Source organism: Synechococcus sp. R5-13, assembly GCF_047462015.1.
GTDB lineage: Bacteria > Cyanobacteriota > Cyanobacteriia > Thermostichales > Thermostichaceae > Thermostichus.
This window is the reverse complement of sequence record NZ_JANSIL010000078.1, coordinates 1-13,669: the sequence shown is the minus strand read 5'-3', so window position 1 is coordinate 13,669 and position 13,669 is coordinate 1. Positions and strand designations below refer to the sequence as shown.

Below are 13,669 nucleotides of genomic sequence, written 5' to 3'. Positions count from 1 at the left end.
AACCAGCCTAGAGGTCAAGCCTACGGCTCGCTTCGCGAACGTGGTTGGCTTGCCAACTACAGGGCTACCGTTCGCGCCAGCGGGCCGGAGGCCTTAAGCCTGCCCTGTACTGCGAAGCAGTCAGGGTCGGGTAGTTTACATGACCTATTTCCGAGAGCTGGACAAATCTTGGTACCTGACTCAAGCGGGCTTGGCGGAGTACCTCGATACCCTCAGCGAACTCACGGAACGCTTGGAAGGTTTGCAGTCTTTTGCCAATCTCTGTGAACAGGCCAATCAGAAGAATCCGTATCAACTGATCCCTTCTGAACCGGAAGGTCTGTATTTGCTTGCCTTCGAGTGAGATGCTGCCAAACTGGTTGATTGTCGCGCCTTTCCCCTGCCATCGAATCCATCAGCAGCCGCAGCGCAAAACTCCTGCTACCCTGGTTGAATGATGGTTTCGTTCCTGGTTGAGGTAGAGGGGAATTTGACAGATGAGCAGGTGCGGGAGGGATTCCACGCCCTCTCTGACCCGATTCGCCTGCGCGTGCTGCAACTGCTGCAGGGGCGTGAGTTGTGTGTTTGTGATCTCTGCGAGGAGCTGAAGGTGAGCCAATCCAAGCTCTCGTTTCACCTAAAAACCCTGCGGGATGCGAAATTGGTCAATGCTCGCCAGCAGGGGCGCTGGATTTACTACAGCCTCAACCCACCCGGTTTTCAGCTCCTGCAGCATTTTTTGGATAGATTGGGGCAAGCTGGCCCTGTCAAGGCCGCAGTTCCCTGTGTGGAAGACCTCTAAGGCGAGCAGGGATCCCAAAATGTCCCTAGAAAAACTGTCGGATCCCGCCCTTGTACATTCCGAAGACGGGCTTGCTGCAACACAAGAAATTACAGATGTGAATGGTGTTCCCTGCTGGCAACCCCAGGGATCCCGGCGGGTCAACTCGGAGAAAATGAGGATCCCATCTCCTAAAATCCATCAAAGTTCCCTGACACCAGCTCCCCTGTTGCTTAGTTAGGATTGATACAAGAGAGGTGGGAACAACATGATACGTGAACAGCGAGAAGAGTTGGAACGCATCCACCGAGCACACCTGTGGAATCGCCTCAAGGAGCGGGTGAAACGCGCCCAGTTGAATCCATCTCTGCTGGCTTTGCTGGCACGAGAGGCTTTTGAGTTGGGCTTCCCCCTTCCCTCTTTATCTGACCAACCCCAGGTCAATTCCCCTGCTGAGCAGCCCCAAGATGGAAGTCATCATCGCCGCACAAGGCCTCCGGCCCGCTGGCGCGAACGGTGAGTCCACCCTCTCTTCTGGCCGAGAAAGCGGGCAGCCACGATCATAGGAGAATTTCTCTCCAGAGACTCTCAAAGCAGCTAGTCTAGGCAATGATTTTGAATAAATCAGAGCCCATGATGAACACCGCCGAAGCCCTTCAGATTCTCAACCTTCCGCCCGATGCAACCGAGCGGCAGATCCGGGGGCGACTGTTTCAGGAATACCAAACCCTCAGTACTGCCCTCGCAGAACTGGAGGACGAGCGACAAAGACCCTTGCTAGAGGCGCAACTGGCGCGGCTGAATGAGGCGCGGGATGTATTGCTTAGCGGGGGATCCCAGGCTGAGAAGGGTTTGTCTTGGGTCAGCCCAGAGGACTTGCCCCCCCAGGTGATTGTGCTGCTTTACCAAGCCAATGGGCAGGAGGGAATCTGCACGCGCCAGGTTGGGGGTCAAGATATCGTCATTGCTTTCGAGAGCTCGTTTGCGGCAAGAAAATATGCGCAGCGGTTGGCTCAACAGGGACTGCCCAAGCCCGTGGCAGAACGCTTTGACACGCAGGAGATCGTCGATTTTTGCCGCAGCGGAGGGTATGGGTTGATGGTGGTTCCGGCCAGCGAAACGCTGGAGCCCCTACAAGAAAGCACGGAAGCTGCCCGTGATTGGCAGGGCAGGTCTTGATGCCGTTTGGCCTCGATCCACTTGCGTTAAGGGTGCCCTCGATGATTAGTGTGGAACCGATCTCTGTGGACGAGTTTCGCCAGCTCATGGCCGCCGATCTGGACGCTTGCTGCGAGGCCTTTGATTTGCGGGCGGAGTACCTGCGTCTGCAGCAACAGCGGCTACGCTCCTGGGGCATGCTGGCCTTTGGTTTGATAGCAATAGCCTTGGTCATCTTCTTGGGGATGCGGGATCCCGGCTCTTGGGTGCCCTATGCCGCAGCTGCCGGGATCCTACTGCTGCTCCTGTTGGGGATCCTGAGAGCCAACTTGCGCTTGGGAAAAAGCCTGCATCGCATCCGCCAGCGTTGGCAGGAAGCCCATCTGCTCAACAGCACCCCCGAGGTGATGAAGTTTGCCACCGATCTGGCCCGCAAAGTAAAAGACTACAACCACTGGGTCAACGAGCTTCGGCAATCCCTGCAGGGGGGGCAGCATTGGCGGGATTTTCGGCAACTCAGTGAGGCTGAGCAAAAGTACATCCAGTCGCTGTTTTTGCAGGTGCGGGCCCAACTGGTGATGGCCCTACAGGTGTGCCGAGCTTTAGTCGAGGATCCACAAGCCTCTGTGGCTCAGTATCTCAACCAAATGGTTGCCCGGGATCAGCAACTGCTGGAGCAGTTTACCGCCAAAAACCTGACCGCCAACCGCTACGTGACCTTGGCTCGCCAGCTATCTGTGCTGGAGGAAGATTTGCAAGCCCAGCTCAGAGCCTTGGGATCCCGATGATACCCTGTTGGAGGTGTCCAGCAGCGTACTCATGGGCAGTAGAGGCACTCGAAAATTGTACGGCCTGTTGCTTGCCGGCGGACTGGGCTTGCTGGGATGCGGGGATCCGAATGTACCTCTGACCCAACCGCCCCCCGATGCTTTTCGGGTCAGCACCCCACGGCCACCGCGCCTAGATCTGTACCCCACCCCACCACCCACGCCAACTCCTACGCCGACACCACCCCCCAGCTTGCTGGAGCTCACAGCCCGTTGGTTGGGGATCCCTTGGCCTCCCCAGCGGCAAGAAACCAGCCCAGTGAGGTTGAGCGCCCGCTTCCTGGATATCCCACTACCTCCCAAGCCCCGCCGCTCCGCCAGCCCCTCACCTCAGCCTTCCCCCAGCCCAGAGAGTGAGGAGAGAAGGCAACAAGGCCGGGAAACTTAGTCCGCACCGCTGGCCTCTGGGGATTTAGGCGCCTACGGTCGCCGGCTCCGTTTCTCGAACGCGCAGCTTTTCACAGGGGATGGTGTCTGCCAGAATGGAGCTGGCCATCATGCCCGTGTGAATCTCTAGCTTGGCTCCAGGCACCGCTTCAAAGAGCAGCCGCTGGCCTGGAAAGACCACCCGCTCAAAGTACCAGTTTTCGATATTCGTGATGCGAACCACCTGAATGGAGCTGGTCGCATTGATGTAGCTACAGGTTATTCGCTCTGCTCGTTTTTTATCGGGGATTGCATCGAGTGTTTGCATAATTCAGATTACCAGCCCACGTTGCTCAGCCTACCATCTACCCTAACACCGTCTGGGGATCACTGCGGTAGTCTGCGATACGGCGATCCCAACTGGCAGAAATCAATCCTGGAAAAAATAACTTCTGTATTTTACCTTACTGTTTCGATTTCCAAGAGGGTTCTGCAATTCGAGGAAGATTTGAATTAGGATTTTTCCCCAATATGGGACAATTTCTCATAGAAAATCTCCGCAGAGTAGTAGTCAAGACTACACTTTTAAGCTGCCTTGGAGTTTGGGGATCAAGGCTCTTGGATCCTCGATCCCGTCGTCGGCTGCGGCGAGGATTGGCCGGGATCCCAGTTCAGGCCCTCCACCCGCAGCTCCAGAGCCCCCGACTGGCGCACCGGATTGTACTGCAGGCTAAAGCCATAGGTGCGGCGGTCATAGCCCAGGCGATAGACGACATCCACCTGCTGGCCCGACTGCAAATCTACCGTTGTCTCTGCCCCCACCCGCAGCGGGCCGTACAGTTGTTGCAAAAAGCCCAGGACGAGCTGTTCCCGCGTGGTGATGCGGTCAAACAAAAATGGCGAGGCTCCGGCCAAAAAACCGTTGGAGTAGGTCACCCTCAGGTTGGTGTAGTCGAAGGTATCGGCCACAAAAGCCCCAATCACCGCATCGATACCAATACTGCCGGCAGTATAGCTCTGGGCTCGGCCATTGGAGTAAAAAGACTGGCTGCTGCTCACACCGGTGCTGAGCCAGATCCCTTGCTCGATGGGCAGAGCGGAAAAGCGGGGTGGGGGATCCGCCGCCGTCTTGGGAGGGCTCCAGAGGGGAAAGGAGCGATTCAAGGTTGCTCCCAGTTGCAGGCGGGAGAGCTGAATGCGGTCGGTGGTGTTGGCTAAGGCCAACTCCGGATCCGTGTCGATTTCATCCGGCTGCCCCAAGGCATCGATGTAGTCGGCGGCTATGCGGTAGCTGAGATCCAAGCCGGTATTCCCTAGGCGCAGGGTGGGGGAGCGGTAGCTGGCACCGAGGCGGTTTTCCACAATTTGAAACCCCAGGCGACCGCTGAAGAAGCGTTCCCGATAGGCGTAGGTGTAGGCGACTTCTCCACCATCGCCGGTGGTGATGCGGTGTTCGACCTGGGCTCGCAAGCGCTGAGCAAACTCCTGGAAGACGATCCCCCGCAGCTCGGCAAACAGGGAGGTTTGGGCATTCGCCTCCGGTTGCCGCCAACGCAAATCGGCCCGCAGCCCGATCCCATCCAAAAGGCCCTGCTCACTGCCCCAAAGGCGCTGCGGATACAGTTGCGGGGAGAGCACCAAGCTCACATTGGGATCCCGCAGCAGCTCGAAGTTGGGTTGCAGGATCAGGCCCCGTCGCAATTCTTCTCGGTCGAAATCGTCGTAGAAGATGCTGACCGGAGGCTGACGGTTCAACGAGTCGAAGCGCAGCCGAATGGGCAGGGGCAGAAACAAGACCTGGTCGAAAACCAATTGCCCCGCCTCGGCAATCAGCAGGCTGGAACCATCTGCCTGAAGAGTGGAGGTCACCCGTGGGCTACGAATCTCCAACTCCGGCGGATCCAGCGGGTCGTTGGTCAGCCGCACCTGTTCTCCTTCCCAGGTGGTGGCATCGAAGCGGATGCGAACGGCACGAAAGCGCACCAGCCGCTGCGGAGAGAGGGCGGCTGCCGGGGATCCACTGGCCTGCAACTGGCCAATATCCACCTGCCCGAAGGCCTCTTCCAAAAATCCCCGCTCTTGCTCAAAGTCGTACTCCAGCCGGGATCCCTGAATGCGCTGCCGATCCAGTTGAATAGAAACATTGCCCTCGGCCACAGCCCGCCGCTGTCGCAGCTCAATGCGCAGGCGATCCGCCCGCAACACAGAGCGGCCCAGCCGCATCTCCACATTGCCTTCCGCCTGGAAAACTTCCGCCCGTTGGTCGAAGGTTTGCCGATCAGAACGCAGCCGTAACGTTCGGTCGGCAACGGCGCTGAGGTCAGTCGTATCCATGGGCTGAGCGCCCCCCTTCTTCTGGGACTCCACCTGAGCCGCAGTAGGGCCGGCAACTGCCAACCCCAGCACCCCCAAGCAGAGCCAGAGCAACCGCAACCCCCTCATAATCACCCGGCGCAAAACTTCAACACAGATCCCCTACGGCTTCCCCAGCCCGCTAGCTTGTGGCCAACTGGGAAAGGTTGAGGACTCGGTTGAGCTTGCCGCTGCGGTAGCCCTCCAAATCGAGACTGACATAGAGATAGCCGAAGGATTGCAGGGCCTTGACCAGCGCTTCCAGATTGGTTTTCTGCACAAACTCCACGATCTGATCCGGAGGAAGTTCGATGCGGGCGGTGTCCTTTTCGGAGCGCACCCTGACCTGCCGCCAACCCAAGCTGCGCAAATAGCGCTCTGCCGCTCCCACCCGACGTAGCTTCTCGGCGGTGATCGCCTCTCCATACGGAAAGCGGGAGCTGAGACAGGGCTGGGCCGGTTTATCCCACCAAGACAGCCCCAGGTGGCGAGACAATTGCCGCACCTCCAGCTTGCTCATCCCCACCTCCGCCAAAGGGGAACGCACGCCGCGCTCCCGAGCTGCCTGTGTCCCCGGTCGGTAATCGGCAAGATCGTCGGCATTGAGGCCATCCACCACATGGTTATATCCCTGGGCTTGGGCCAACAGGCGCAAGGTATCGTGCAAGTGGCTTTTGCAGAAGTAACACCGGTTAACAGGGTTGGCAGCGTAGCTCGGATCCTCCAGCTCGTGGGTTTCGACGATCTGATGGCGGATCCCGATTTGCCGAGCCTGCTGAATTGCCTCCTCCAAATCTTCCGGCAGCAGCGAAGGAGAAGCAGCGGTGACAGCCAGGGCCCGCTCCCCCAGCTGATCGCAGGCCAACTTGGCCACCAGGCTGCTATCAACCCCCCCAGAGTAGGCCACCAAGACCTGCTCCATCTCGGCGAAGATCTGGACAAGCTGCTGGAACTTGCGCTGCAGGACGGGATCCCACTCCAGCAGGGGGTTGGCCGTTGTTCCTCCCTCTCCCGGGGGGAGAAGGTCGAGACGAGAAGCGGTTGGGTCTTGGGTTGTGTTCATGAAGCCAGGAGATGCCAAACGTTTGGAGAACCAAGCAAGGGCACCGTCTCGCCACCGCCGGCAGGAGAAAAGCCGGTTGCTATCAGGGGCAGGGATCCCCCCTCTTTCTATTCTTTCCCAGAGATCCCCGACTTTCCAACGCTTCCCTCCAGCTTGGGATGCGGGATCCCTCAAGGAAAAGTAGACAATTGGGCAATCTATCCGTAGTCCGCTGACCTGCTGTCGCGATGGTGCTATGCCTCCGGCACCCTACCGGGAACCGCACCGCTTCGCGATACGCTGAATGAAATGGGCTGCAGTGGCCCCTTATAATTTTTTCTGGGTTCTCTGCCACAATTGACCTCACAGCTTTTTCCGGCGACACTTGCTACAGCCAATGCAGAGATCTCTCTTGGCTATGGGGATCCCACCTATCTTGCAGAACTTCATGAAACTTAGAAAAAGCGGTACCCCTCTCCTAGCGCACCATGGCTTTGCAACTTGAACCTGCCAGCCCGCCAGAAGTGGCCGTCTATCAGCCCTATTACGCTGTTGCCCGCCGACAGTACCTAGCCCTTGCGGTGGGCCTCTACAAAAAAGCCAGCCTGGAAGGGCAGAGGGCCATCGAGGGGGAAGAGCCTGTCCGCTTCTTGGCCAGTTGGCATACGTCCCCGTTGCCTTCGGATCTGACGGTGGTTCAGGTCATCTTTGCTCAGGATGCAGATCTCACCTATCAGCTCTCCATCGCCAACTACGAGTTTGTGGATTATCTGATTGATGTCGTCTCTTTGGTGCAGCGCGGACAACAGCCGGATTTCTCCACCGCCTTTTACAAGAAACTGATGCGATATGAAGATTGATCTGGGTTGCTCAGCCACCATCACTCTCTACGACACCACACTGCGGGATGGGGCCCAGCGAGAGGGGCTATCGCTGTCGGTGCAAGACAAGTTACAGATTGCCAAGCTGCTGGATCGGCTGGGGATCCCGTTTATTGAAGGGGGCTGGCCAGGAGCCAATCCCAAGGATGTGCAGTTTTTCTGGCAGATGCGGGAAGAGCCCCTAGAGCAAGCCGAGCTGGTGGCTTTTTGTTCTACCCGCAAGCCGGGGCGGCGGGCGGCAGACGATCCCATGCTGCAGGCCATTTTGGCGGCGGGCACCCGCTATATAACCGTCTTCGGCAAGTCTTGGGATCTCCACGTCACCGAGGGCCTGGGCACCACGCTGCAGGAAAACCTGGCCATGATCCGCGACACCATTGCCTATCTGCGATCCCAGGGGCGGCGGGTCATCTACGATGCCGAGCACTGGTTCGACGCCTACCGCCACAACCCCGACTATGCCCTGCAAACCCTAGCGGCAGCGGCGGCGGCGGGGGCGGAGTGGCTGGTTCTCTGCGATACCAATGGCGGATCCCTGCCCCACGAGATTGCGGCGATCACGGCAGCTGTCTTGGCAGAATCCCATCACCTGCAGCACTTGCCCCTAGGGATCCACACCCACAACGACTCCGGCACTGCTGTGGCCAATGCCCTGGCGGCGGTGCAGGCGGGGGCGCGCATGGTGCAGGGCACCATCAACGGCTATGGGGAACGCTGCGGCAATGCCGACCTGTGCAGCGTCATTCCCAACTTGCAACTGAAGCTGGGCTATCGCTGTCTGCCGCAAGAGAAGCTGCAACACCTGACGGAGATCTCCCGCTCCATCAGCGAGGTGGTCAATTTGGCCCCGGATGACCATGCGCCGTTTGTGGGCCTATCGGCCTTTGCCCACAAGGGCGGGATCCACGTCAGCGCCGTTCAGAAAAACCCTCTCACCTACGAGCACATCGCCCCGGAGCAAGTGGGCAACTGTCGCCGCATTGTGGTCTCGGAACAGGCGGGGCTGAGCAACATCCTCCACAAAATGGCCGGATTCGGGATCCGGCTGGAGAAGTCGGATCCGCAGGTGCGCTTGATTTTGGAGCGGCTGAAAACCCTGGAGCTGCAGGGCTATCAGTTTGAGGCTGCTGAGGCCAGCTTTGAGCTGTTGGTGCGGGGCTTGCTGGGACAACGCTCCCATCCTTTTGAGGTGCTCAGCTTCAACGTGACGACCACCACCCGCTCCGATTGGAACAGCAAAGACCGGGATCCCAGTGGCGAAGCAACGGATGTGCAATCTTTGGCGGCGGTGAAGATAGCGGTGCAGGGGCAAACTCGAGTGACAGCGGCGGAAGGCAATGGGCCGGTGGCTGCTCTGGATGGGGCGCTACGCAAAGCGCTGCTGGAGTTCTATCCCCAACTGGAGGCGATTCACCTGTCTGATTACAAGGTGCGCATTTTGGATGGGCGAGCCGGCACCTCGGCCAAAACGCGCGTGCTGGTGGAGTTTAGCGACGGTCACCGCCGTTGGACAACGGTGGGGGTTTCCACCAACATCATCGAGGCCTCCTGTCGGGCTTTGGTGGAGGGCTTTGAGTATAGCCTGCTGCCGCCCAGCTCCCCTTTGCCGGCTGCGGCAGAGCACCGTTCTTCTCCGCTGGCTGCAAAAACGGCCTCCCCTTGAAGAAAAACCTTCAACTGGCTTTACCCTGGCAGCGCCCCTCTACCCCAGCAAGCTAAACCGTAACCACGACAGCTATGCGAATCATCGGCCTGACAGGCGGAGTGGGCACGGGCAAATCCACGGTGGCCCGCATCCTGGAGCAGCACGGGATCCCAGTAGCCGATGCAGATCAAATGGCCCGCCAGGCCTTGGCGGTGGGATCCCCCATTCGCGAGCGGGTACTGGAACGCTATGGGAAGGCCATCCAAACACCCTCCGGGGATCTGGATCGCCGGCGGTTGGGCCAGATCGTGTTTGCAGATGCCGCTGAGCGGGCTTGGCTAGAGGCCCAAATCCACCCTTTTGTTAAAGCTCAACTGCAAGATTTTCTGTCCGCGTTGGCGGAGCAGAGCTCTAAAGTCCATGGGGTGCCGCTTGAGGAAGGGCCTGGTTCCCAAAAGAACAGCGGGCCAGGGTTTTCCTCTGCCCAGGGATCTCAAACCGTTTGTCTGATGATCCCGTTGCTGTTTGAAGCCCACATGGAAAATTGGGCCAGCGAGATTTGGGTGGTGACTTGCACTCCAGAGCAGCAGCGGCAACGCCTTGCCCGCCGGGATCCCCTGACGCCGGAAGAAATCGAAGCTCGCATTGCCAGCCAGTGGCCTTTGGCGGAAAAAGTGCGCCGTGCAGACGTGGTGCTGGACAACTCCGGATCCCTGGCTGAGCTGGAAGCCCAGGTGAAGCAAGCTTTGGCGTCGGCGGGCCAGAGGCCATTTGCCTCACCCCCGCGGGCCGGATACAGTGACGGGTAGGGTCTGGTGGGACGGATCCCTTGGTATCCATGTACGGGTGGGTTGAGGGAGAAACGATGCAGGAAGCAGGCTGCGTTGGCGAGACGGAGTTTGCTCAAGCTCTGGCCGCGCGGGAGCGGGAAATCCAGCTTTTGCGAGAGCGCAATCGCATCTTGCAGGGCCAGATAGACCTTCTGGAGCTGCGCCAAGAAAAGCAACACCGGCAAATTCGCAGCTATGAGGCGGAGATCGAGCAGCTTTACCAAGAGAAGCAGTTGCTGGAGCAGATGATCCAGGAGTTGCCGGAGCTCTACCGGCGCAAGCTGCAGGCCCGCCTTCAGCCCATTCGCGAGCGCATCGCCGCCATCCAGGCCGAGAATCGCCAGCTTAGGAAGGAGTTGTACCAGCTCAGCTACCGCGTGCAGCACATGGATCAGCTTGACTCGCCCGGCTGGAGAGTGCAACTGCCCCAGCTTCCCTCTCTGCGTCGCCGGGATCCCAAGTCCTCAGCGGAGCGGAGCACAAAAGCTCTGCCGGTCTCCCCCCCTGGTGTCCAGCCCTGCTCTTGATGGGCAGGGAGGGATCCCTTCATCGAGGAGCCAGAATAGGAGAGCCCCGGTGGGATCGCGTCAGCAGAGCAGAGCTCTTGCGCGGTTCCGGTTGGGGCGCTGCTTGCTTGGAGATCCCGGAAATGGCCACCGCTGGCAACTATGAACCCCTGCATTTAAAATACCGCCCGCAGCGCTTTGCCGATGTGGTCGGCCAAGGAGCGGTGGTGCAAACGCTGGCCAATGCCATCCGGCTGGGGCGGGTGGCGCCTGCCTATTTGTTCTGCGGGCCGCGGGGCACGGGAAAAACCTCCAGCGCCCGCATCTTGGCCAAGTCTTTGAATTGTGAACAGGGGCCGACGCCGGATCCCTGCCAGGCGTGCAGCCAATGCCGCGCCATCACTGCGGGAGCCTCCCTGGATGTTCTCGAGATTGACGCGGCCAGCAACACCGGCGTAGACAACATCCGCGAGCTGATCGAGCGGGCCCAGTTTGCCCCGGTGAACAGCCGCTACAAAGTCTATGTCATCGACGAGTGCCACATGCTCAGCAATGCGGCCTTCAACGCCTTGCTGAAAACTCTTGAAGAGCCGCCCCCCCGCGTGGTATTTGTCCTGGCCACCACTGACCCGCAGCGGGTTTTGCCCACCATTGTTTCCCGCTGTCAGCGGTTTGACTTCCGCCGCATCCCCCTCGACGACATGGTGGCCCACCTGGGCAAGATCGCCGCCCAAGAAGGGATCCCTATCACGCCGGAGGCGCTGCAACTGGTGGCCCAACTTTCCCAAGGGGGCCTGAGGGACGCCGAACGCCTGCTGGACCAGCTCAGCCTCTTGGAAGGATCCATCACCCCGGAGGCGGTTTGGGACTTGGTGGGCGGGATCCCGGAACAGCAGCTTTTGGCTCTGATGGATGCGCTGCTGGCTCAGGATGTGCAGGCGGTGCTCAGCCAAACTCGGCAATTGTTGGAGCGGGGCAAAGAGCCCTTAGCCCTGTTGCAGAACTTGGTGGCCCTTTACCGGGATCTGCTGCTGGTCAAGACAGCCCCCCAGCAACGGGAGTTGGTGGCTGTAACGGACTCCACCTGGGCAGCCCTGCAGCAACGGGCCCCTCGCTACTCGGTGGAGGTACTGCTGGCAGCCCAGAGCCATCTGCGCCAGTGTGAGCCGCAAATTCGTCAAAGCGGACAGCCCCAACTGTGGTTGGAAATTGCCCTAGTGGATCTGCTGGGCCAGCTGCGCCCAAGCATGGTGGCTGAGGATAAAGAACCGTTCGCGTCAGCAGGACAGAGTCCTTCCCCAGCCCTTGACCTATCTCCTGCACCCCAGAGAACTCCCCCGGACGGGACAGCCCCTCCGGCCCCTGCTGCGACCATCAGCCCATCAAGCCCATCAACTGTTGGTGAGATAGATGAATTAACTGTTGGGCCTTCAGCCTCCCCTGCTGTTGCGTCGAGCCAGAAGGCAGATCGCGCTACTCGGACGGAGTCCTCGGAGCAGCCCAGAGAACCGGCAAGGGACGCCGCCACAGTCAAGCTGCTGCGCCCCCACTGGGACGAGTTCCTCAAGCGCCTCTCTCCCCTCACCAAGGCTCTGATGGGATCCGGCCACCTGCACCAAGAGACTCCTGAAGCAATTACCCTCGCCTTTCCCAGCAAGGGTCTGGTGGAAAAAGTGCGCAGCAAAGAAGCCGAACTGCGGTCGGTGCTCCACAACCTGCTGCAGCGCCCTGTGCAGCTCAACTTGATTGTGCAGCGCTCCAGCGGGCCGCATGTTTCCATTCGCGTCAGCGGTGCGGAGTCCTCGGCACTGCTCAGCCGAGAAACAGACCTGCCCCCCGCCCCCGTGGCCCCGGATCCTGTCACCACGCCGGGGTTGCAGAGCGATAGCACCAACAGTCGTGCTTCCTCAAGGGAGCCCAGAGCAGAACCGCAGAGCCACGGCCTTGCCCGGCGACAGCAACATTCCCCTTCTGACTCCAGCCCACCTTCGCCAGAGCCTGAGCGGGACAATCCTATGGGTGGCCCCAAGGTGGCCGGCTTGGCAACCCAAGGACTTTTTCCTGCCGGTGCGAACAAAGTGCTCCGCACCGCTGTCGCGACCGATTCTCCAAGTCGTGCAGAGCGCCGCGACACCCTGCACGGTGGGCAGTCCTTCGAGCTAACCCAGGAGCTGGCGGAGATTGCCCGCCGTTTTGCCGACCACTTCAACGGCAGCTTGGTGGATTTGGAAGGGGTGTTGGAGTCTGACGTGACGGGATCCACGGAAGAGCTCTCCTCAATAGAGGCTATAGAAGCCGAGGGATCCCCTGACCTGCTCTCCGGTGAGACCTACGGCTCGCCAACAGGAGCAGAGCCGTCCGCGTCAGCGGGGCGGAGTCCTCATCCCGTAGACTTTCCCAATGCAGTAAGGAATCCGTCCTACCGGCGTGAGCAGTCTTCTCAGCTTGCCGTTCGCCTCAGCGGGACGGAGTCCTTGGAGGAGGAGGTGCCTTTTTAAGCGCTATCTAGCGCTATCTTAAGTTTGATAAAGCCAGCCTCATCTTGCCGACGATGACCTTCCCCATCTCTCCCTTAATTCGCTGCGCTGTGCAGGCTCTGTACTGGGGACTGGTTCTGCCCCTACCCATCCTGCTGGCTCGGCAACAGGCAACACCTCTTGAGCTGGGATCCCTTTGGATTGCTCTGCTGCTGGGATGGGGGGTAGTCCTGGGATCCCTGAGCCAGCAGATTCAGTTGGACGAAGAGGGCATGCAGGCCACCTACCCCAGTTGGGTGCCGCCTTTTGTGCGGCAGGAGTGGCAGATCCGGTGGGCCGATATCGAGCGCATTGAGCCCCGCTCCACCAGCCAGGGTGGTATGGTGTATTACTTGGTCAGCCGAGGGGGGGATCGCGTACTTTTGCCGATGCGGGTGACCAGGTTCAAGCAGCTGTTGGCTGAGATTCGACGGCACGCTCAACTGGAGATTGGCGGGCTGCGCCCCTACGTTCAGCCTTGGATGTACGGGCTCCTAGGATGTTTTGCTCTGCTTCTGTTGCTCTGGGATGGGATGGTCGCCATCTGGGTCTGGGCAAGTCCGGTGGGAACCTAGCGCAACCACAGACGGTTCCGGGTCTAGCCATCCCGACAGGGATCCCAGCTCCAGCGGGCGGTTGCAGTCCAGATCCCGCCCACGCCCTTCTGCGCAAGCGTTGCGGAGCAGCAGGATGGAAATTTGGAGCAGGTTGGAAATGAGCTGATACATTTACGCTGAACACTGCTGAACATCACTGTTCAACTATGCAGCGATAGCATTCTGTTTG

Annotated in this window: 15 protein-coding genes; 12 read left to right on the top strand and 3 right to left on the bottom strand. The window is 59.6% G+C overall.

Features of this window, described 5'->3' with window-relative positions; genetic code table 11:
- Nucleotides 1-139 precede the first annotated feature (139 nt).
- The 6 genes from NW840_RS06460 (at nucleotide 140) to NW840_RS06435 (ending at nucleotide 3,133) form a co-directional block, all read left to right on the top strand.
- Nucleotides 140-343, top strand: coding sequence for a hypothetical protein (locus NW840_RS06460; protein WP_414330078.1), 204 nt, complete (start codon nucleotides 140-142; stop codon nucleotides 341-343).
- Between the two features lie 93 nt (nucleotides 344-436).
- A complete protein-coding gene (locus NW840_RS06455; RefSeq protein ID WP_414330075.1) occupies nucleotides 437-781 on the top strand; it encodes an ArsR/SmtB family transcription factor in 345 nt (114 codons plus the stop codon).
- Nucleotides 782-1,028: 247 nt separating this feature from the next.
- Nucleotides 1,029-1,280, top strand: coding sequence for a hypothetical protein (locus NW840_RS06450; RefSeq protein ID WP_414330072.1), 252 nt, complete (start codon nucleotides 1,029-1,031; stop codon nucleotides 1,278-1,280).
- A gap of 89 nt (nucleotides 1,281-1,369) precedes the next feature.
- Complete coding sequence (locus tag NW840_RS06445) at nucleotides 1,370-1,939, top strand: DUF3110 domain-containing protein (RefSeq protein WP_414343197.1); 570 nt, start codon at nucleotides 1,370-1,372, stop codon at nucleotides 1,937-1,939.
- A gap of 41 nt (nucleotides 1,940-1,980) precedes the next feature.
- Nucleotides 1,981-2,706 (top strand): hypothetical protein, encoded by a 726-nt coding sequence (locus tag NW840_RS06440; RefSeq protein ID WP_414343195.1) that lies wholly within the window; start codon nucleotides 1,981-1,983, stop codon nucleotides 2,704-2,706.
- Nucleotides 2,707-2,737: 31 nt separating this feature from the next.
- Nucleotides 2,738-3,133, top strand: a complete 396-nt coding sequence (locus NW840_RS06435; protein WP_414343192.1) for a hypothetical protein — start codon at nucleotides 2,738-2,740, stop codon at nucleotides 3,131-3,133.
- 24 nt (nucleotides 3,134-3,157) lie between these two features.
- On the opposite strand, the gene NW840_RS06430 is transcribed toward NW840_RS06435, so the two are convergent.
- The 3 genes from NW840_RS06430 to larE form a co-directional block, all read right to left on the bottom strand.
- Nucleotides 3,158-3,439: a DUF1830 domain-containing protein gene (locus NW840_RS06430; RefSeq protein WP_414343190.1), complete on the bottom strand. Its 282-nt coding sequence runs from the start codon at nucleotides 3,437-3,439 to the stop codon at nucleotides 3,158-3,160.
- Between the two features lie 281 nt (nucleotides 3,440-3,720).
- Complete coding sequence (locus tag NW840_RS06425; RefSeq protein WP_414343187.1) at nucleotides 3,721-5,553, bottom strand: DUF3769 domain-containing protein; 1,833 nt, start codon at nucleotides 5,551-5,553, stop codon at nucleotides 3,721-3,723.
- A 52-nt stretch (nucleotides 5,554-5,605) separates the two neighbouring features.
- Nucleotides 5,606-6,526, bottom strand: coding sequence for an ATP-dependent sacrificial sulfur transferase LarE (gene larE, locus NW840_RS06420; protein ID WP_414343184.1), 921 nt, complete (start codon nucleotides 6,524-6,526; stop codon nucleotides 5,606-5,608).
- 467 nt (nucleotides 6,527-6,993) lie between these two features.
- Between larE and ebsA the strand changes: the two genes are divergently transcribed.
- The 6 genes from ebsA to NW840_RS06390 all read left to right on the top strand — a co-directional run bounded on the left by ebsA (nucleotide 6,994) and on the right by NW840_RS06390 (nucleotide 13,458).
- Nucleotides 6,994-7,365: a type IV pilus biogenesis protein EbsA gene (ebsA, locus tag NW840_RS06415; RefSeq protein WP_414343182.1), complete on the top strand. Its 372-nt coding sequence runs from the start codon at nucleotides 6,994-6,996 to the stop codon at nucleotides 7,363-7,365.
- Nucleotides 7,355-9,049, top strand: a complete 1,695-nt coding sequence (gene cimA, locus NW840_RS06410; RefSeq protein WP_414343179.1) for a citramalate synthase — start codon at nucleotides 7,355-7,357, stop codon at nucleotides 9,047-9,049. The genes ebsA and cimA overlap by 11 nt, the downstream gene beginning before the upstream one ends.
- A 74-nt stretch (nucleotides 9,050-9,123) precedes the next feature.
- Complete coding sequence (gene coaE / locus NW840_RS06405) at nucleotides 9,124-9,840, top strand: dephospho-CoA kinase (protein WP_414343178.1); 717 nt, start codon at nucleotides 9,124-9,126, stop codon at nucleotides 9,838-9,840.
- Nucleotides 9,841-9,896: 56 nt separating this feature from the next.
- The gene (locus NW840_RS06400) at nucleotides 9,897-10,388 is read left to right on the top strand and encodes a hypothetical protein (protein WP_414343177.1); all 492 of its coding nucleotides are present in this window, start codon (nucleotides 9,897-9,899) and stop codon (nucleotides 10,386-10,388) included.
- Between the two features lie 122 nt (nucleotides 10,389-10,510).
- A complete protein-coding gene (locus NW840_RS06395) occupies nucleotides 10,511-12,865 on the top strand; it encodes a DNA polymerase III subunit gamma/tau (RefSeq protein ID WP_414343176.1) in 2,355 nt (784 codons plus the stop codon).
- A 53-nt stretch (nucleotides 12,866-12,918) separates the two neighbouring features.
- A complete protein-coding gene (locus NW840_RS06390; protein ID WP_414331790.1) occupies nucleotides 12,919-13,458 on the top strand; it encodes a hypothetical protein in 540 nt (179 codons plus the stop codon).
- Nucleotides 13,459-13,669: the final 211 nt, after the last annotated feature.